This window comes from uncultured Paracoccus sp., from assembly GCF_947487305.1.
Classification (GTDB): domain Bacteria; phylum Pseudomonadota; class Alphaproteobacteria; order Rhodobacterales; family Rhodobacteraceae; genus Paracoccus.
Genome location: NZ_CANKWH010000005.1, coordinates 116621 through 134599, shown reverse-complemented (window position 1 = coordinate 134599; position 17979 = coordinate 116621). Strand labels below are relative to the sequence as shown.

20 protein-coding genes are annotated in these 17979 nt (G+C 65.7%); 12 read left to right on the top strand and 8 right to left on the bottom strand.

Annotation, left to right across the window (positions count from 1 at the left end; all coding sequences use genetic code 11):
• Window positions 1–6: 6 nt before the first annotated feature.
• The 5 genes from Q1A36_RS08235 to Q1A36_RS08215 form a co-directional block, all read right to left on the bottom strand.
• Entirely contained in the window at window positions 7–1548 is a 1542-nt protein-coding gene (locus Q1A36_RS08235; RefSeq protein ID WP_299841899.1) for an alpha-amylase family glycosyl hydrolase, read from the bottom strand.
• A gap of 11 nt (window positions 1549–1559) precedes the next feature.
• Window positions 1560–2687, bottom strand: coding sequence for a carbohydrate ABC transporter permease (locus tag Q1A36_RS08230; RefSeq protein WP_299841894.1), 1128 nt, complete (start codon window positions 2685–2687; stop codon window positions 1560–1562).
• On the bottom strand, window positions 2687–3679 hold the full coding sequence (locus tag Q1A36_RS08225; RefSeq protein WP_299841891.1) for a sugar ABC transporter permease: 993 nt from the start codon (window positions 3677–3679) through the stop codon (window positions 2687–2689). The genes Q1A36_RS08230 and Q1A36_RS08225 overlap by 1 nt, the downstream gene beginning before the upstream one ends.
• 81 nt (window positions 3680–3760) lie before the next feature.
• Window positions 3761–5116, bottom strand: coding sequence for an ABC transporter substrate-binding protein (locus Q1A36_RS08220; protein ID WP_299841888.1), 1356 nt, complete (start codon window positions 5114–5116; stop codon window positions 3761–3763).
• A 103-nt stretch (window positions 5117–5219) separates the two neighbouring features.
• On the bottom strand, window positions 5220–6275 hold the full coding sequence (locus Q1A36_RS08215; protein ID WP_299841885.1) for a quinoprotein relay system zinc metallohydrolase 2: 1056 nt from the start codon (window positions 6273–6275) through the stop codon (window positions 5220–5222).
• Window positions 6276–6397: 122 nt separating this feature from the next.
• Between Q1A36_RS08215 and pqqA the strand changes: the two genes are divergently transcribed.
• The 7 genes from pqqA (at window position 6398) to Q1A36_RS08180 (ending at window position 11235) form a co-directional block, all read left to right on the top strand.
• Window positions 6398–6490 (top strand): pyrroloquinoline quinone precursor peptide PqqA, encoded by a 93-nt coding sequence (gene pqqA, locus Q1A36_RS08210; RefSeq protein WP_101753100.1) that lies wholly within the window; start codon window positions 6398–6400, stop codon window positions 6488–6490.
• Window positions 6491–6563: 73 nt separating this feature from the next.
• Window positions 6564–7445 carry a pyrroloquinoline quinone biosynthesis protein PqqB gene (gene pqqB, locus Q1A36_RS08205; protein ID WP_299841881.1) on the top strand — a complete coding sequence of 294 codons (882 nt, stop codon included), beginning with the start codon at window positions 6564–6566 and terminating at the stop codon, window positions 7443–7445.
• Window positions 7442–8191 (top strand): pyrroloquinoline-quinone synthase PqqC, encoded by a 750-nt coding sequence (gene pqqC, locus Q1A36_RS08200; RefSeq protein ID WP_299841878.1) that lies wholly within the window; start codon window positions 7442–7444, stop codon window positions 8189–8191. The genes pqqB and pqqC overlap by 4 nt, the downstream gene beginning before the upstream one ends.
• On the top strand, window positions 8188–8481 hold the full coding sequence (gene pqqD, locus Q1A36_RS08195) for a pyrroloquinoline quinone biosynthesis peptide chaperone PqqD (RefSeq protein WP_299841875.1): 294 nt from the start codon (window positions 8188–8190) through the stop codon (window positions 8479–8481). Before pqqC ends, pqqD begins: the two co-directional genes overlap by 4 nt.
• Window positions 8478–9614: a pyrroloquinoline quinone biosynthesis protein PqqE gene (gene pqqE / locus Q1A36_RS08190; protein WP_299841872.1), complete on the top strand. Its 1137-nt coding sequence runs from the start codon at window positions 8478–8480 to the stop codon at window positions 9612–9614. Before pqqD ends, pqqE begins: the two co-directional genes overlap by 4 nt.
• A gap of 2 nt (window positions 9615–9616) precedes the next feature.
• Entirely contained in the window at window positions 9617–10393 is a 777-nt protein-coding gene (locus Q1A36_RS08185; RefSeq protein ID WP_299841869.1) for a quinoprotein dehydrogenase-associated SoxYZ-like carrier, read from the top strand.
• Window positions 10394–10506: 113 nt separating this feature from the next.
• A complete protein-coding gene (locus Q1A36_RS08180) occupies window positions 10507–11235 on the top strand; it encodes a hypothetical protein (RefSeq protein WP_299841867.1) in 729 nt (242 codons plus the stop codon).
• Here the strand turns inward: Q1A36_RS08180 and Q1A36_RS08175 are convergent.
• The 3 genes from Q1A36_RS08175 to Q1A36_RS08165 all read right to left on the bottom strand — a co-directional run bounded on the left by Q1A36_RS08175 (window position 11177) and on the right by Q1A36_RS08165 (window position 13512).
• Window positions 11177–11785, bottom strand: coding sequence for an ATP-binding cassette domain-containing protein (locus Q1A36_RS08175; protein WP_299841864.1), 609 nt, complete (start codon window positions 11783–11785; stop codon window positions 11177–11179). The two genes, Q1A36_RS08180 and Q1A36_RS08175, sit on opposite strands and share 59 nt — an antisense overlap.
• The gene (locus tag Q1A36_RS08170; protein WP_299842272.1) at window positions 11775–12488 is read right to left on the bottom strand and encodes an ABC transporter permease; all 714 of its coding nucleotides are present in this window, start codon (window positions 12486–12488) and stop codon (window positions 11775–11777) included. The genes Q1A36_RS08175 and Q1A36_RS08170 overlap by 11 nt, the downstream gene beginning before the upstream one ends.
• Window positions 12489–12549: 61 nt before the next feature.
• On the bottom strand, window positions 12550–13512 hold the full coding sequence (locus Q1A36_RS08165; RefSeq protein WP_299842268.1) for an ABC transporter substrate-binding protein: 963 nt from the start codon (window positions 13510–13512) through the stop codon (window positions 12550–12552).
• Between the two features lie 184 nt (window positions 13513–13696).
• Here Q1A36_RS08165 and Q1A36_RS08160 point away from each other — a divergent pair, with 184 nt between their 5' ends.
• From Q1A36_RS08160 to Q1A36_RS08140, 5 genes are all read left to right on the top strand, one after another.
• Complete coding sequence (locus Q1A36_RS08160; RefSeq protein ID WP_299841861.1) at window positions 13697–14404, top strand: response regulator transcription factor; 708 nt, start codon at window positions 13697–13699, stop codon at window positions 14402–14404.
• Complete coding sequence (locus Q1A36_RS08155) at window positions 14404–15540, top strand: FIST N-terminal domain-containing protein (RefSeq protein WP_299841858.1); 1137 nt, start codon at window positions 14404–14406, stop codon at window positions 15538–15540. The genes Q1A36_RS08160 and Q1A36_RS08155 overlap by 1 nt, the downstream gene beginning before the upstream one ends.
• Window positions 15540–16862 (top strand): hybrid sensor histidine kinase/response regulator, encoded by a 1323-nt coding sequence (locus Q1A36_RS08150; protein WP_299841855.1) that lies wholly within the window; start codon window positions 15540–15542, stop codon window positions 16860–16862. The genes Q1A36_RS08155 and Q1A36_RS08150 overlap by 1 nt, the downstream gene beginning before the upstream one ends.
• A 92-nt stretch (window positions 16863–16954) precedes the next feature.
• Window positions 16955–17566: a hypothetical protein gene (locus Q1A36_RS08145; RefSeq protein WP_299841852.1), complete on the top strand. Its 612-nt coding sequence runs from the start codon at window positions 16955–16957 to the stop codon at window positions 17564–17566.
• A complete protein-coding gene (locus Q1A36_RS08140) occupies window positions 17563–17907 on the top strand; it encodes a hypothetical protein (protein WP_299841849.1) in 345 nt (114 codons plus the stop codon). Before Q1A36_RS08145 ends, Q1A36_RS08140 begins: the two co-directional genes overlap by 4 nt.
• Window positions 17908–17979: the final 72 nt, after the last annotated feature.

The window sequence follows — 17979 nt, the reverse complement described above, 5'->3', positions numbered from 1 at the left end:
CCTCCATTATCCCTCGTTAATCTCGACCTGCCAGGGCGCAAGCCCCGCCGCAGGTTTGTTCGACAGGTTCGCGCGGATCTGCAGCTTGTCCTCGCCCGCCGCGCGGCGGAAGGACAGGACCGAACCCTCGGCTTTCATCGCGGTCTGATCGCCGATGCGCAGCGCCGGATGCTTTTGCCGCAGCCCGATCGACCAGCGATAGTGGTTCAGCAGCGAATCCGGATCATCCTCCTGCTCGCTGACCGCCAGCGCGCGATGCGCCTCGGGCACCGGCAGCCAGGGCTTCACCGTCGAGAAGCCGGCATAGTCGTTGGCCTTCGCCTCCCAGGCCATCGGCGTGCGGCAGCCGTCGCGGCCCTTGAACTCGGGCCAGAACTCGATGCCATAGGGGTCCTGCAGGTCCTCAAAGGCGATATCGGCCTCGGGCAGACCCAGTTCCTCGCCCTGATAGAGACAGACCGAGCCCTGCAGCGCCATCAGCACCGTGGCATAGGCTTTGGCGGCGGCGGGGTTCAGGTTCCAGCGCGACATGTGGCGAACCACATCATGATTGGAGAAAGCCCAGCAGGGCCAGCCATCGGGGGCGCGGCGGGCCTTTTCGTCGAAGACCTCGACGACGCGGCCGGCGGTCAGATCCTCGCCCGACAGGAAGTCGAAGACATAGGACATCTGCACGCCGTGCTTGCCGCGGGTGTATTCCTCCAAGAGCTCCCAGGCCCGTTCGCTGTCGCCGATCTCGCCCACGGCGGCGGCGCCGTATTCATCCATCACCGCCCGCAGCTTCTTCAGGAAGACCAAGTTTTCCGGCTGCGACTTGTCGAACTTGTGGCTCTGGTGGTTATAGGGGTTCACCGCCGGGGCGGTATCGGCGCGCCGCTGTTCCGGCGGCAGGCCCGGATTGTCGCGCAGCTGCGCGTCATGGGTATAGAAGTTGATCGTATCCAGCCGGAAGCCGTCCACGCCCCGTTCCAGCCAGAAGCGGGCCACATCGACCAGCGCCTCCTGCACATCCGGGTTGTGGAAGTTCAGGTCGGGCTGTTCCTTCAGGAAGTTGTGCAGGTAATACTGCTCGCGCTTGGGGTTCCACTGCCAGGCGCTGCCGCCAAAGATCGACAGCCAGTTGGTCGGCCCGGTGCCATCGGGCTTCGGATCGGCCCAGACATACCAGTCGGCCTTGGCATTATCGCGCGAGGATTTGCTTTCCTGGAACCACGGATGCTGGTCCGAGGTGTGCGACAGCACCAGATCGATCAGCACCTTCAGCCCCAGCTCATGGGCGCGGGCGATCACCCGGTCGAAATCGGCCATGGTCCCGAATTGCGGGTCGATGCCGCGATAATCGCTGACATCATAGCCGAAATCCTTCATCGGACTGGTGAAGAAGGGCGAGATCCAGATCGCATCCACACCCAGCGACGCGACATGGTCCAGCCGCTGCGCGATCCCTGAAAGATCGCCCCGGCCGTCGCCCGTCGTGTCCTGGAAGCTGCGCGGATAGATCTGATAGATCACCGCGCCCTTCCACCAGTCATTCGTCGTCTTCGTCAACTTGATTGTCCTTACTTGACCGATCCGGCCAGCAATCCGCGGACCAGGTAACGTTGCATGGCGAAGAAGACGATCAGCGGCACCGAGATGCTGATGAAGGCCGACGTCGCCAGGATTTCCCATTCGCCGCCGCGCGACCCCATCATCTCGCGCAGGGCCGCGGTCATCACCCGCTGTTCATCGGTATTGCCAAGGAACACGGTGGCGACCAGCAGGTCGTTCCAGGTCCAGAGAAACTGGAAGATCGAGAACGAGGCGAGCGCCGGGAAAGACAGGGGCAGGATGATCTTGCGGAAGATCTGGAATTCCGTCGCGCCGTCCACGCGGGCGGATTCGATCACTTCGCGCGGCAAGCCTGCCATGTAACTGCGAAGGAGATAGATCGCCAAGGGCAGGCCGAAGCCGGTATGCGCCAGCCAGATGCCCAGATAGCCCTTGCCGATGCCGATCTCGTTGTGAAAGCGCAGAAGCGGGATCAGCGCCACCTGCAGCGGCACGACCAGAAGCCCGACCACGACCGCCATGATCAGCGCGCGACCGGGGAAACGCATCCAGGCCAGCGCATAGGCGGCAAAGGCCGCGATCAGGATCGGGATGATCGTCGCCGGGATGGTCACGGTCGCCGTGTTGATGAAGGCGCGGCCGATCCCGTCCGCCGTCAGCACCCGCGTATAGTTGGCGGTGGTGAATTTCGCCGGGGCGGTGGTGGTGGTAAAGATCCGCTCGCCACGGCTCATCTCGAAGGGGGTGGGCGAGGTCAGGCGATAGCTGCCATCCTCGTTCACCGTCAATTCCCAGCCATCCTCGATGGTCTGGCTGGTGCCGGGCGCGAATTCATCGGGCCGGCGGGCCGACGTGCCCCAGCCGATCAGGTCCTGGCCTTCCGTGACCAGCGAACCTTCCAGCACATAGAGGCCGCCATCCTGCGTCGCATCATCATCGGTGCCGGTGCGGACGAAGCCCGTCTGCTCCTGCGCCGAGAAGGACTTCCACCAACCCGAGGTCGAGATCTGGTCGCGGTCGCGGAACGACGACACGAACAGGCCGAAGGTCGGGATGGTCCAGAGGATCACCAGCAGAAGCGCGGCGATGTTGACCGACCAGGTCAGCGAGGATTTCTGTCCTGCCATGCCTTCCATCAGCGGGCCTCCTTGCGCAGGTTGACGATGTTCCAGATCATGATCGGGGTGACGAGCAGCATCAGCACGATGACGATGGCCGAGCCGCGCCCGGCATCGTTGGCCCGGAAGGCCCAGTCATACATGTAGTTGGCCAGAACCTGCGTGCCGTACTGGCCGTTGGTCATGACGAAGACGATGTCGAAGACCTTTAGCACGGTAATGGTGATGGTGGTCCAGACCACGGCGATGGTGCCCATGATCTGCGGCACCTTGATCTTGAAAAAGACCTGCATCGGCGAAGCGCCGTCGAGAATGGCGGCTTCGATAGTTTCTTCGGGAATGCCGCGCAAAGCGGCCGAGAGAATCACCATGGCAAAGCCGGTCTGGATCCACACGAGCACGATCATCAGGAAGAAGTTGTTCCACGGGATCAGGTTCAGCCAGACCTGCGGATCGCCGCCAAGCGAGGTGACGATGGCGTTCAGCAGGCCGATCTGCGATTCACCCGCCTCGCGGTATTCGTAGATGAATTTCCAGATGACGCCCGCGCCGACGAAGCTGATCGCCATCGGCATGAAGATCAGCGACTTGCCGATGCTGCCCCATTTGATCCGGTCGGTCAGCTGCGCGGCGAGCAGCCCGAACAGGGTCGAGAGAGCGGGAACGACCAGCAACCAGAACAGGTTGTTGCGCATCGATTCCCAGAATTTCGCGTCGCCCAGCAGCCAGACATAGTTGTCGGCCCCGACGAACTGGGTGCCGCTCGCATTGTGCAGCGAGGCCCAGAAGCTGCCGATCACCGGATAGACCAGATACAGCGACAGGAACAGGATCGCGGGGCCAAGGAACAGCCAGGGGCGGATGACATTCGCGCGCCGGATATTGTCCCCGGCATTGGGGCCGCGCGGCGGGTAGATCGCGTCCAGTATCCAGTTCGAGCCCCAGAACCACGCGACGCAGCCGAATACGCCGATCACGATGGTGCTGACGGCGAGCCACAACAGATCCATCACTCGTCCCTCCGATTATCCGGGTTCAGTGACGGCCCGCCGCGGCGGGCCGCCCTTTTCTTTGTGCGTGGTGTCGGAGCGCTAGTTCAGCGTGGACCAGGCATTCTGCACGGCCGCCGTCACATCCTCGGCCGAAGCACCGCCGACATAGTCGACCATCGCCGTCCAGAACGCGCCCGCGCCGATCGCTGCCGGCATCAGGTCCGAGCCGTCAAAGCGGAAGGTGGTCGCGTTCAGCAGGATGTCGCCCAGCTTGCGCTGCGTGTCATTGCCATAGGCTTCGGCATTGACCGACTTGAAGGGGGTCAGGAAGCCGCTCTGGCTCATCCAGATCTCATGCGCAGCGGGCGTCTGCAGGTAGTCGATGAAGGCCTGCGCCGCCGGATTGTCGGTCAGGATCCCGAACAGGGTGCCTCCGCCCAGAACCGGCTGGCCAACGCTGCCATCGGCCGGGGCCGGGAAATAGAAGAAGTCCGCATCCACGCCCACCTCGGTTCCCTCGGGGAAGAACGAGGGGATGAAGCTGGCCTGGTGGTGCATGTAGCAGGCCGGCGGCGTCTCGAAGAGGCCCTTGGGACTGTCGCGGAAGTCGGTCGAGCTGACGCCCGCCGTGCCGCCGGCGGCGTACCCGTCGGTCTTGGCGAACCAGCCGAATTCGTCGATGGCCGCGATCACCTTGGGATCGTTGAACGGCATCGCATTGGTGGTCCAGGCGTCGTAATCCTCGGGCGTGGCCGTCCGCAGCATCAGGTCCTCGACCCAGTCGGTCGCCGGCCAGCCGGTCGCGCCGCCCGCAGCCAGGCCGATGCACCAGGGGGTTTCCCCATCGGCGGCGATCTGTTCGGTCAGCGCCTTCAGATCCTCATAGGTTTCGGGGATCTCGTAGCCCGCATCCTCGAAGTTTTCCGGCACATACCAGACCAGCGATTTCACGTCGGCCTTGTAGGGGAAGACATACAGATGCTCGGCCCCGTCGGGTCCGGGATAGGTGCTGAAGCGGATCCAGCTGTCGCCGGCGGCGTAGTTTTCCTGCAGCCAGGGGGTGATATCCTCGCGCAGGGGCTTCAGGCGGCCCTTCTTGGCCAGGTCGGCGGCCAGACCGGGTTGCGGGAAGACCGCGATATCGGGGGGCGAGCCGGCCTCGCTGTCGATGACGATCTGCTGCTCGAAGGTGGCCGAACCGGAATAGTTCACCTTCACCCCGGTCGCTTCCTCGAAATAGGGCAGAAGCGAGGTGAACAGCTCCTGGTCCGGACCGAGCCAGGGTGCCATGATGCTGAGGGTCTGGCCCTCGAGCCCGGTATGGGCGGCCTTGAAATCCTCGAGGCTCTGCCAGTTGATCCGGTCATCGCTGCCCGGTTCGATTACCATTTGGGCGTGTGCTGCGGTGATGGTCAGCGCCAAGGCGGCGGCTGACGTCATGAGAACTTTCTTCATTATTCCTCCCAGTTTCTTCGGCTGCACCCGAGCTTGACGCTCAGGCCGGAAGCGGTCTGTTAGCGCCAACATCCGAGAAAGTTAAGACTTTGTCAATCATTTGTTACTCCCACTCCAGCTCCTTGTAGGCGGCGGTGGCATCGCGGGCGATCGTCTCGGGGAAGTCCGTCCATCCATCTGCAAGGCCCTGAAGCTGGTTGACTATTTCGGGAACGGCGACGGACATGGGCTGCCCGGATGCGATCGATTTGCGGACCGAATCACGCAATTGGACCAGCAGATCGGTTTGTTTGGCAACAGCTTCCTGCCAGTTTTGCGCAATTTCACCATGACCGGGCACGATCACCCCGGCAGGGGCGGGGGGCTCGGCCAGCCAGTTCAACCATCCGTTGATCGAGCCATCGACCACCGGGGTCAGGCCACGAAAGACCAGATCGCCGGTGAACAGCGTTCCCGTGGTCTCGTCGCGCACCATCAGATCATTGTCGGTATGGGCCGTCGGCACCGCGCGCAGTTCCAGGACCCGATCGCCCAGATCGATCCGGTCGCTCTCCTCCACCAGCGCCACGGGCAGGGTGATGCCGGTCCCGATCATCTCCCGCGCGCCAAGGATGCGATCGAAATTCTCCAGGTAGGTCGCGGACCGGGCCTCAAGCGCCGGCGGCAGCTTGGCGCTGGCCATGACCGTCGCCCCGGCCTCGGCGAAGACCGAGGCACCCAGAACGTGATCGGGATGCATATGGGTCAGGACCAGGTGGCTGATCGGCTTCATCGTCAGCCGCCGGATCGCGGCATAAAGCGCCTGACCCTCGGCCCGGCTGGCGCCCGCATCGATGACCGCCACGCTGTCACTGCCGATGACCACCGACAGGTTGGCGATCCGGCCGCGATTCTCGGCCTCGATCTGGGCGATGATCCCGCGACGGACCCAGATGCCCGGGGCAACCTCTTCCAGATCGACGGTTTCGACCTCGGTGGTCTCGCGGCAGGTCGCCTTGGTGGCCGTCAGGCCGGGCTGCGCCGCGATCCACTCACCACTGATTCGCTGCGCCGCCGCAATACAGTCCTGCTGCGTCGCCGCATCGCCATTGGGTAGCAGCAGGTCCAGGCATTGCCCGGAATTTGCGGCGATGCAGGCGGTCAAAATGAGATGGAACATGTGCCAATCTTTCCCGGTTCGTCACGATTCTTGCCGGCCTCCGGCGGCGTTGCGACTTAGGTCGCGTTGACCTGTAGCGCGCTTATCCTAGCATGTGTCGGGCATAGACGAGGAGGAACCCGATGGCCTGGACTAAACCCGTTCTGAAAGAAGTCGCCTGCGGCATGGAGATCAACATGTACGCCCCGGCCGAAGACGAGCCGGTCCTGTTCTGACAGGAACGGGCCGGACATGAGAGAACGGTCCCGTCCGGCCTGACCGGGCGGGATCGTTTCATTTCGGGTCAAGATGCGGATCATCATCCTGGGCGCCGCGGCGGGCGGTGGACTGCCGCAATGGAATTGCGGCTGCGCCAATTGCAAAGCGGCGCGGGACGGGCGGATTCCGACGATGAGTCAAAGCAGCATCGCGGTGTCCGCCAACGGGCAGGACTGGGCGATCATCAACGCCTCGCCTGACATCCGCACGCAACTTGCCGCCACCCCGGCGCTGCATCCGACCGGGCTGCGCCAGATGCCGCTCTGCTCGGTTCTGGTGACAAATGGCGATATCGACCATGTGGCCGGGCTGCTGACGCTGCGCGAAAGCCAGCCTTTCGACCTCTTTGGCACCGAGACCATTCTCGCCGCACTGGACGCCAATCCGATGCTGAGCGCGGTGAATCCCGATTTCGTGCCGCGCCGGTCCATCGCGCTTGACCAGCCCTTCACGCTCGCCCCCGGCCTGACCGCCACCCTTTTCGCCGTGCCGGGCAAGGTGCCGCTTTATCTCGAGGAAGAGCAGGTCGAGACCGGGCTCATCGGCGAGAATACCGTGGGCGTCGAACTGACGGGGGGCGATCGGCGCGCGCTCTATATCCCCGGCTGCGCCGATCTGCCGGGCTGGCTCAAGACCCGCATTGCCGCCGCTGATCTGCTGATGTTCGATGGCACGCTGTGGCAGGATGGCGAGATGATCGCCGCCGGGCTGGGCCAGAAGACCGGCCGCCGCATGGGCCACATGTCGGCCTCGGACAGCATCCGCGCGCTGGCGCAGGTGCCTACCGGCCAGCGCGTCTTCGTCCATCTCAACAATTCCAACCCGCTGACCGATCCGGCCAGCCCGCAATCGGCCGAGGCCCGCGAGCATGGCTGGCATATCGGCCACGACGGCATGGAGATCACCCTATGAAAGACCTTCCCCATGCGGCCCAGAGCCGCGCGGATTTCGAGGCAAGGCTGCGCGCCATCGGCGCCGAACGCTATCACGACCGCCACCCGTTCCACGCAAGGCTGCATGGCGGTGCCTGCACGCCCGACGAGGTCCGGGCCTGGGTCATCAATCGCTGGATGTACCAGTCGCGCATCCCGATGAAGGACGCGGCCTTCCTGTCGCGGGTCGAGGACCCCGACCTGCGCCGTATCTGGCGCAAGCGGATCGAGGATCACGATGGCGGCGTGACCGAGGGCGGCGGCATCCGCCGCTGGCTGGCGCTTGCGCAGGCGGTGGGGCTTGATCCGGATTACGTCGCTTCGGGCGTGGGCATCATGCCGGCCACCCGCTTCGCGGTCGAGGCCTATGTCCGCTTCGTCCGTGACATGCCGTTGCTCGATGCCGTCGCCGCCAGCCTGACCGAGCTTTTCGCGCCCAGGATCCACGCGCAGCGGATCGAGGGCCTCTTGGCGCATTACGATTTCGCCGATGACAGCAGCCTCGCCTATTTCAGAAAGCGGCTGACCGAGGCGCCCGAGGATGTGGCCTTCGGCCTCGACTATGTTCTGACCCATGCCGACACGCTGGAGAAACAGGATGCCGCCGCCGCCGCGCTGACCTTCAAGACCGATGTGCTCTGGGCGCAGTTGGATGCGCTCTGGCATGGCTATGTCCAGGGTCATATCCCGCCCGGCGCATGGCAGCCCGGCGAGGGCATGGCATGACCCCGCTGATCGCGCCCGATCAGGTGCCCTATCTGCCGCGCGGGGTGCGGCTGGCCGATGACCGGGTGCGGGGTCTGCGCATCCTGCAGGCGCCGGAACGAGCGATGCAGCTGGACCAGATCGGCGATGCGATCCTGTCGGAACTCGACGGCGCGCGCAGCATGGGCCAGATCACCCGCGACCTCGCCAGCCGCTACAACGCGCCCGAGGATCAGATCGCCGGCGATATCCATGACTTCCTGACCGGGCTGATCGAGCGTCGCATGGTTTTCGTGAGGGATGCGCCATGAAGGACCTGCCCGCCCAGCCCCGCGACCTTGACGGCAATCCCGTCACCCCCCGCGCGCCGATGGCCATGCTGGCCGAGGTGACGCATCGCTGCCCCTTGGCCTGCCCCTATTGCTCGAACCCGGTCGAACTGACCCGTGCCGGCAATGAGCTTTCGCCTGCGGACTGGGCACGGGTCTTCCGCGAGGCCGCCGAACTGGGCGTGTTGCAGGTCCATATTTCTGGCGGCGAGCCCGGCGCGCGGCGCGATCTGGCCGAGATCGTCGCGGGCGCGCGCGAGGCCGGGCTTTATGTGAACCTGATCACCTCGGGCATCGGCATCACCCGCGCGCGGCTCGAGGAACTGGACCGTGCGGGGGTCGAGCATGTGCAGCTGTCTCTGCAGGGCATCCGTCCCGACATGGCCGACCGCATCAGCGGTCATCCGGGGTCATGGGACAAGAAGATGGCCTTCGCCGACTGGGTCACGGAGATCGGCTTTCCGCTGACCGTCAATGCCGTAGTGCATCGCCAGAACATGGAGCGCCTGTCCGAGATGATCGATCTGTCCGAGCGTCTGGGGGCAAGGCGGATCGAGGTGGCGACGGTGCAGTTCCATGGCTGGGCCGACCTGAACCGCGCCGCGCTGATGCCAACGCGCGAACAGGCCGCATTCGCGCGGCAGGTGGTGAATGACGCGCGCCTGCGCCTCAGGGGCCGCATGGTCATCGACTATGTCCCCGCCGATCACCACGCGATCTATCCCAAGGCCTGCATGGGCGGCTGGGGCTCGACCGGGCTCAATGTCACGCCCGACGGCACGGTACTGCCCTGCCATGCGGCGCAGTCGATCAAGGGCATGGCCTTCGAGACCGTGCGCGAGCGCAGCCTTGCCGAAATCTGGAGCCTCTCGGACAGCTTCAACGCCTTCCGCGGCACCGCCTGGATGCCCGAGCCATGCCAGACATGTGAGCGGAAAACCGTGGATTTTGGCGGCTGTCGGTGTCAGGCTATGGCCTTGGCGGGCGATGCGCGGGCGACCGATCCGGTCTGCTCGAAATCGCCACTGCACGAACAGGTCGTCGCCCGGGCCGAGGCCGATGCCGCCAGCCCGACCGAGGCGCTGATCTATCGCCGCATGACGAAAGGAGGTTGACGATGCGACCCTTTCTGACCCTGGCCTTCCTCGCGCTGGCCGCCCCGGCACTGGCCGAGGACAATCCGCTGCTGCCCTCGGCGACATGGGACGATCTGCGCGAAAGCGTCGTCGGCCTGACGGCCGAGCCGCCCGTCGATCCGGCGGTGTTCGACCTGACCGCGCCGATCCGCGCCAATGACGCGGCGCTGGTGCCGATCCACATCACCCAGCCCGCAGGCGGCGCGGCGATCACCGATCTGACCGTGGTGATCGACGAGAACCCGGCCCCGGTCGCCGCCGAATACAGTTTTGGCCCGGCGCTGATGCCGCTCGATTTCGAGGTGCGGATGCGGGTGAATGCCTATTCCGACGTGCGCGGCATTGCCACCACCGAGGGCGGCGACACGGTCATGGCCGGGCGCTTCGTGAAAGCCTCGGGCGGCTGTTCGGCCCCGGCGGGCAAGGACATGGCGGCAGTGGCCGAGACCATGGGCCAAATGCGCTGGAAATCGGTTGCCGAAGGTGGCCGCACCATCGGCACGCTGATGATCCGCCATCCGAACTTCTCGGGCCTGCAGCGCGACCAAGTGACGCTGCTGAACATCCCCGCGCATTTCATCGACAAGCTTGAGGTGCGGCAGGGCGAGGAGCTGCTGTTCACCATGTCAGCGGGCATTTCGGTCAGCGAGGACCCGGTTTTCCGCTTTGGCTATGAACCGAACGGCCAGCCGATCTCGGTCCATGTCGAGGATACCGAAGGGCAGGTCTGGGATCAGGTCTTCGACGCCGCCGGCTGAACCCGTCCATTGCGCACCCGCGCGGCCTCGCGCATCCTGCCTGCCGACTACAGCGCGAGGCGGCGATGATCCGGGCCCATCTGGCAACCTTTCCCATCCGGTCCGGCATCCTGATGCAGACGGTTCAAACGATCCTGCCGCAGGTCGACCGGCTGTGCCTTTGCCTGAACCAGTACGACGCAATCCCCGACGAACTGAAGGATGACGCGAGGATCGAGGCGCTGATCCCCGAGCGTGACCTGAAGGATGCGGGCAAGTTCGCCTTTCCGCCCGCGCCCGACGATTTCGTTTTCACCATCGATGACGACATCCTCTATCCGCCCGACTATGTCGCCCGGACGCTGGCCGGGTTCGACCTGCTGGATCCCGACGACAATGTGCTGGGCTTTCAGGGCAATGCCTGGGTCCACAAGAAACAGACCGATGAATGGCTGTGGCGGAATTTCCTGTTCCACAAGCCGGCGCAACACATCACCAAGGTCGATATTCTGGGCACCGGCACCGCCTGCATGCTGGGCCGCAACCTGCCCGCGCTGGACGAGGTGATCTCGGCCGCCGGCTTTGTCGATCTGCGCCATGCCCGGCTGCACGCCCGCGCGGCGCGCAGCATGTGGATCCTGCCGCGCGAGAAGGACGAGATCGCCAGTAACATGCAGCACGCCTATTGGCGGACCTCCCTCTTCAACAGCGTCCATCGCGCCCGCCCGCCCGAGATGCAGCGCGAACACCGGCTGATGATGCAGGAACGCACGGCCCATTCCGGGCTGAAGCTGGAGCAGGTGCTCAGGCGCCGGGCGAAGGCAGCGCCTGCTGCAGCCGGGCAGGCTGGCCCGACAGCGTGACCGGGTTGGCGCCAAGCCGCGCCGGTTCGCCCGCGTCATGGGTGACAAGGATCAGCCCCGCCCCGCTGCGATCCAAGAGCGCGGCGGTCAGATCGATCATCCGCGCCGCGGTCTCGGCATCGAGGCTGGCGAAGGGTTCGTCCATCAACAGGATGTCAGGCCGCGCGGCAAAGGCTCGGGCCAGCGCCAGTCGGCGCTGCTGACCCAGCGACATCTGCCGGGGAAACTGCCCCTCGCGCCCCGCCAGCCCGACCTCGCCCATCAACTGCCGCGCCAGCGCGGTATCGCAGCCGGTGGGGATGGTGATGTTCTCCAGTGCGCGCCGCCAAGGCAGCAGCGTCGGTTCCTGAAACACCACCGCCAGCCGGTCCTCGCCGCTGAGCCGCCCGCTGAACTCCCGGTCCAGCCCGGCGATGATGCGCAGCAACGTCGACTTGCCGATGCCCGAAGGTCCCAGCACCGCGACACGCTGGCCGCGTTCCACCTGCAACACCAGCGCGCCCAGCACCTTGCGGTCGGAGAAATGCTTCTCGGTCAGATCAAGCCTCATCGCGCCTCCAGCGGTTGGCGCGTGCTTCCCAGGGGCGCAGGATCATCAGGTCGATCAGCAGCATCACCGCGACGAAGGCCAGCGCCCAGGCCAGCACGCCCGCCACGTCGAAACTGGAAAACAGAAGGTGGATCTTGAACCCAACCCCGTTCGAGCGGCCGAGGAATTCCACCACCAGCACGATCTTCCAGATCAGCGAAATGCCCGCCCGCGCCGCCCCGGCGATATAGGGGGCCAGTTGCGGCAGGACGACATGGCGCAGCCGCTCCAGCCGGCCCATGCGAAAGGCCGATGCCATGTCGTCGAGATCAGGGCGCAGCGCGCGGCTGCCCTCGCGCAGCATGACGGTGACGACCGGGATCTTGTTCAGCGCCACGGCGGTGATCGCCGCGACCTCGTTCAGCCCGATCCAGATATAGGCCAAGACGATCGTCACCAGCGCCGGGATGTTCAGCGCGATCACCAGCGCCGGGTTCAGCCAGTGATCGGCGGTGCGGAACCGCCCCATCCACAGCCCCAGCGCGATGCCCACAGCCATGGCGATGACAAAGCTGGCCAGCACCCGGAACAGCGTCATCCCGGCGTGAAACCACAACTCGCCCGAGGCGGCCAGCGACCAGATGCGCGCGGCCACCACCCATGGCGCGGGCAGAACCTGCGGCCGCTCGGTCAGCTGCGAGGCCACCGCCCAGAGGACCAGCATCGCCAGAACCGAGAAAAGCCCCGGCAGCAGGCCGGGGCTTTGCCAGATATGTCGCTGCGCCTTACTCACCCGACCAGAACAACCCCTCGGGCAATTCGGTCAGACCGCCGGTCAGTTCCTCGCCGCCAAGTTCGGCCATCACCGCGAACATCGCCTGTGCATTTTCGGCATTCACCGGCCCCTCGGGCGGAATGCCCGCGCGCCAGCCGTCGCGCAAAGCCTCGAACTCGGCATCATTGGCGGCGTTCATCATCGGCCGGATCGCCTCCCATGCGGCATCGTCGCTGGCCAGCAGCGCCTTGGCCTGATGCGAGGCGGCGGCAAGACCCTTGGCCAGATCGGGATGCTCGGCAATCCACGCATCGCGCAGCACGAAGCCCAGAAGCGGGGTGGTCGGGTCCAGCCCCAGATCGGTCGCGGCTTGTTCGACGCTGATCACCTCGCGCATCCCCGCCGCCTTCATCTTGGCGAGGAAATGCCAGAAATTGATCGCGCCATCGACCTCGCCGGTCTCGGCCGCGTTCATGATGACCGGCGGCGCGCCAAAGACCTGTTCGGTCACCGCCGCCAGATCCTCGCCGTTCTCCTTGGCGTTCCAGGCGCGCAGGATCAGCCAGCTTTTGTCCACCGGGCCGCCGGCAATGCCGATCTTCTTGCCCTTCAGGTCGGCCAGCGTCTGCACCGGGCTGTCCGCCGGTACCACGAGGCTGCCCACCGCGGTCGAATAGGGCAGGAAGGTGAAATCCGCCCCCTGCGCCCGCTGCTGCGCCACCCAGAGGAAATCCGAGACGATGGCATCGACCTCGCCGCCCTGCATGGCGACCTGCGTCGCCGGGTTGCCGGCCAGCGGCAGAAGCTCCAGCGTAAAGCCGTTGGCGGCGTCGAATCCCCGGTCCTTGATGGTCTGGAGTTCCCAGTTCACCGTGCCGTTTTCGAGCGTGCCGATCTCGATCACCGGCAGGCTGGCCTGCTGTGCCTCTGCCACGCCCGCCCAGAGACAGGCGGCAAGCGCCAGTTTCGCCATGATGGTCATGATCGGTGGTCTCCCCTTCACCCGGTCCGGTCGGTTCGAAACTGGCATGACCGCCGCCCGCCGCCAATAGCACGTTGGTTGTATGGGACTTGCTTTGCAGGGACACGCCCCTACAATCGATGCAGAAACGGGGCCGGTGAAACAAGGTTTCGATCTTCAGGGGAGGAGTCCTAACATGCCGGCAGAGCCCGAGGCGGAAACGCCCGTATCGCCGTTCCGATTGTCCGCCGATCAGGTGAAGGAGATCCTGATCGTCGATGACCACCCGCTGATGTGCGATGCGCTCGCACTGACGCTGAAGATCAGTTTTGGTCTGAAACATGTCCGCACCGCCCGCAGCCTCGCCGCTGCGGTCGAACAGATCCGCTCGCAGGGCGCGCCCGATGCGGTGATCCTTGATCTGAACCTGCCCGATGCGCGCGGGGCCGAGGGCATCGTCACCCTTCGCCGGCTCTTGCCCGAGGTGCCGATCACCATGATCTCGGCCGATATCGACGCGGCGCAGGTCCAGGCCTCGCTGTCGGCGGGGGCGCAGGGTTATATCAGCAAGTCCTTGGGCCGCGAGTCGCTGGTCGACAGCCTGCGCCGCATGTGGAACGGCGAGCAGGTGACGCCCGAGGGCTACGAGCCGGAACTGGCCGAGGAAGAGGAAGAGGCGCGGGCCGATCTGGCGCGGCGCTTTGCCAGCCTGACGCCGCAGCAGATGCGCATTTTGCGGCTGATCTGCCAGGGCAAGGCGAACAAGGAAATCAGCTACGAGCTGTCCATCGCCGAGGCCACGGTCAAGACCCATATCACCGCCATCATGTCCAAGATCAACGCCCGTCGGCGCACGCAAGCCGTGCTGCTGGCCAATTCGGCGAAACTGTTCGAGGCCGGATGATGCCGGACGGCGCGGGTCCTCCCTACGGGCCGCGAACCGTCCAGATCGACTCGGCCGATCCGGGTGGCGCCGCGCGGCTTGTGGCCGATATGGCCGGCATCGACCCGGGACTGGTCATCATCTTCGGTTCGCCCCGCGATGCGCTGGCACCCCTGGCGCGCGCCCTGCGCGCGGCGCTGCCCGACAGCCGGGTGGCGGGCTGTTCCTCGGCGGGCGAGATCGGCTGTCACGGCTATTGCACCGGCCAAATCGTCGCCATCGGTTTTCCCCGCCAGAGCTTTCGCGCCGAGATCGAGGTGCTGCGCAATCTGGCGCATATCCCGGTTTCGGACTGGATGGCGCAGCTGCGCCGGCGGCACACGGCCTTTGCCGGTGATCGCGACAAGGCGCAGTTCGGGCTGTTGTTCTCGGACGGGCTGGCCGGCAAGGAAGAGGTGCTTATCGCCGCCATCGAGGCGGCGCTTCCGGCCATGCCGGTCTTGGGTGGATCGGCGGGGGATGGGCTGGAATTCACCCGCACCTGCCTGATTGCCGATGACGAGGTTGCCTCGGATATCGCCGTCTTCGTCATGGTCGAGACCCTACTGCCCGTCAGCGAGGTGTCCTTCGCGCATTTCAGCGCGACCCCGACCCGCGCGGTCGTGACCGCCGCCATCCCCGATCAGCGCATCATTCTGGAACTGAATGCCGAACCGGCGGCCGAGGAATATGCCCGCCTGACCGGCATCCCCGAAGCCGCCCTGACCCCCAGCGATTTCGCCCGCCATCCGCTGCTTCTGCGCATGGGTCGCCGCCACCATGTCCGCGCCATCCGCGCCCGCACCGAGGATGGCGGGCTGTCGCTGATGTCGGCCATCGATGTGGGCACGGTCCTGACCCTTGGCCGGGCCGAGGATCTGACCCATGGCTTTGCCAGCGCGCTCGAGGCGCTGCCGCGCCGCCCGCTGATGGTGCTGGGCTTTGACTGCATCCTGCGCCGGCTGGCGCTGGAACGAGCCGGGCTGATGGGCGCCATGTCCGATCTTTTTGCCCGGTTCAACATCATCGGCTTCAACACCTATGGCGAGCAGCACAGCGCCATGCATGTGAACCAGACCTTCGTCGGCCTCGCCATCCTGCCCCCGGCCTCGCCATGATGCTGCGCCAGGAGGACAGCCCCGAGCGCCGGGCCGAGAAACTGGGCCGCATCGCCGATGTGCTGATCGAGCGGGTGGACCGGCTGGAGGAATCGCGCGGCTCGGCCTGGTCGATGTTCCAGGCCGCCGTGGCGCTGGAGCAGGAGGTCACGACCCGCACCGCGCAGCTGGAACAGGCGCTGGCCGACCTGTCGCAGAGAAACCGCGAACTGGCCGTGGCCCGCGCCTCGGCGGAAGAGGCCAACCGCTCCAAGACCCGCTTCCTGCGCGCCGCCAGCCATGACCTGCTGCAACCGCTCTCGGCGGCGCGGTTGTTTCTGGATGCCCTCGCCGTCACCGACATGGATTCCGGCCAGCAGGAAATGGTCGCCCGCCTGACCGGCGCCTTTGAATCGGTCGAGCAGCTGATGCATGCGGTCCTGGACATCGCCCGGCTGGACAGCCAGCGGATCGAGTTCCACCGCAAGCCGGTGGCGATGGACCCGCTGTTCGTGCGGCTGGCCGATGAATATGGCCCGATGGCCGAGGCCAAGGGGCTGCGCCTGCGCTTTGCCCCCACGCGGGCGGTGATCGACAGCGACCCGGTCTTCCTGCGCCGCATTGCGCAGAACCTGATCTCGAACGCGATCAAGTATACCGCGCGGGGCGGGGTGCTGGTCGGCATGCGCCCGCGCGGCCCGCTAAGCTGGCTCGAGGTCTGGGATACCGGCCCCGGCATTCCCGCCATCGACCGCAACCGCATCTTCGGCGAGTTCCAGCGGCTCAATCAGGACAGCGGTGCCGCCGGCATGGGGCTGGGCCTCTCGATCGTGCGCCGCGCCTGTGCCAAGCTGGGCCATCCGCTGAAACTGGACAGCGAGCCGATGCGCGGGACGGTCTTCCGCGTCGGCCTGCCGGTGGCGGTTCACGCCGACCCGCATGGCCCCGCCGCGCGTCACGGCCAGACCGGGGCGCTGCGCGGGCGGCTGGCGATGATCGTCGAGAATGACAGCGGCATGCGGCGTGGTTACGAAGTGATCCTGCAAGGACAGGCGGGTATGGTCGTGCGCCTGGCGGGCAGCACCGCCGAGGCCTTGGCGACCATGGGCGAGGACCCGCCCGACGTGATCCTGGCCGATTACAATCTGGATGATGACGATACCGGCATCGCCGCCATCAACGCGCTGCGCTCCGCCGCCGGCCATCCGATCCCGGCGGTGATGGTCACCGCCCGTCGCGACCCCGACATCGCCCGCGCCTGCGCCGATATCGGTGTGCCTCTGCTGGAAAAGCCGGTGCGCCCGGCCGATTTGCAGCTGATGCTGGAACAGCTTCTGGCGTGACCACCTGCGACCTAGGACGGAGGCCTCGCCCGCAAGCCTTGCCCAAGGCGCAAGCCCGCGCCAATCTGCCACCCGGTTCGGGGAGGAATCGCATGAAGAAAACCATCTGTCTCGCGCTGGCCCTGCTGCTGGCCCCCATTGCACCTGTCTATGCGGGCGAAGCCGGAGACGCGGTCTTTGCCGAACGCGGCCCCTGGTCCTTGGGCGACAAGACCCTGGTCTGGTCCGAGACGGTCAAGGGACCCGAGGCCGAGGGGTTCCGCGCTGTCGAGGGCGGCACCCTGACCCTCTCCGAGACCATCGATCCCTCGGACGGCAAGCCGGTGCTGCAGATCAACCACGATTCGAACGATTTCGAGCGCAAGGTCGGCCCCTTCCCGATCTCGGGCGGCGATCCGGTGCTGACCTTCTTCCTGGAGCGCACCGCACGCGACATGGCGGCTCTGACCGGCGGCAGCCCCTTCTATATCCGCAACCGGATGAAGGATGCGCTTTTCGGCGCGGGCAGTCTCAGCCGCGACGGCGACACGGTCGAGGCGCGGTTCAAGCCGTTCGAAAGCGATCCGAATGCCGCTAGGATGAAGGGGTTCGAGACGCTGGAACTGGTCTTCACCATCGGCGGCCCCAAGGCCCCGATCCGCGAGATGCTGGCACGGACCGAGGGCGACAGCCCCGGCTATGTGAACCATCTGGTGATGCAATGAGGCGGGCGGCTGCGCTGCTGGCCGTCCTTGCCACGCCGCTGGCCGGACCGGCTGTCGCGCAGGAGCTGAACGATTTCCCCACCAATGCGCGCGCGGAATACGTCTTTGCCTGCATGGCGACCAACGGTCAGAACCGCAACATGCTGGACCGCTGTTCCTGCGCCATCGACCAGATCGCCAGCGTTATCACCTATGAAGATTACGTCAGCGCCGAGACGGTGTTGGCGATGCGGCAGGTCTCGGGCGAGCGTGCCAGCATGTTCCGTGGCATGCCCGAGATGACCGAAATGGTCGCCACCCTGCGCCGCGCCGAGGCGGAGGCTGAAATTCTCTGTTTCTAGTCCTCCGGGCGCTTCGCATAGGTCGCGGACGCCTTGACCCCCATTGTCGGGAATCGGGGCCTGTGCCACCCT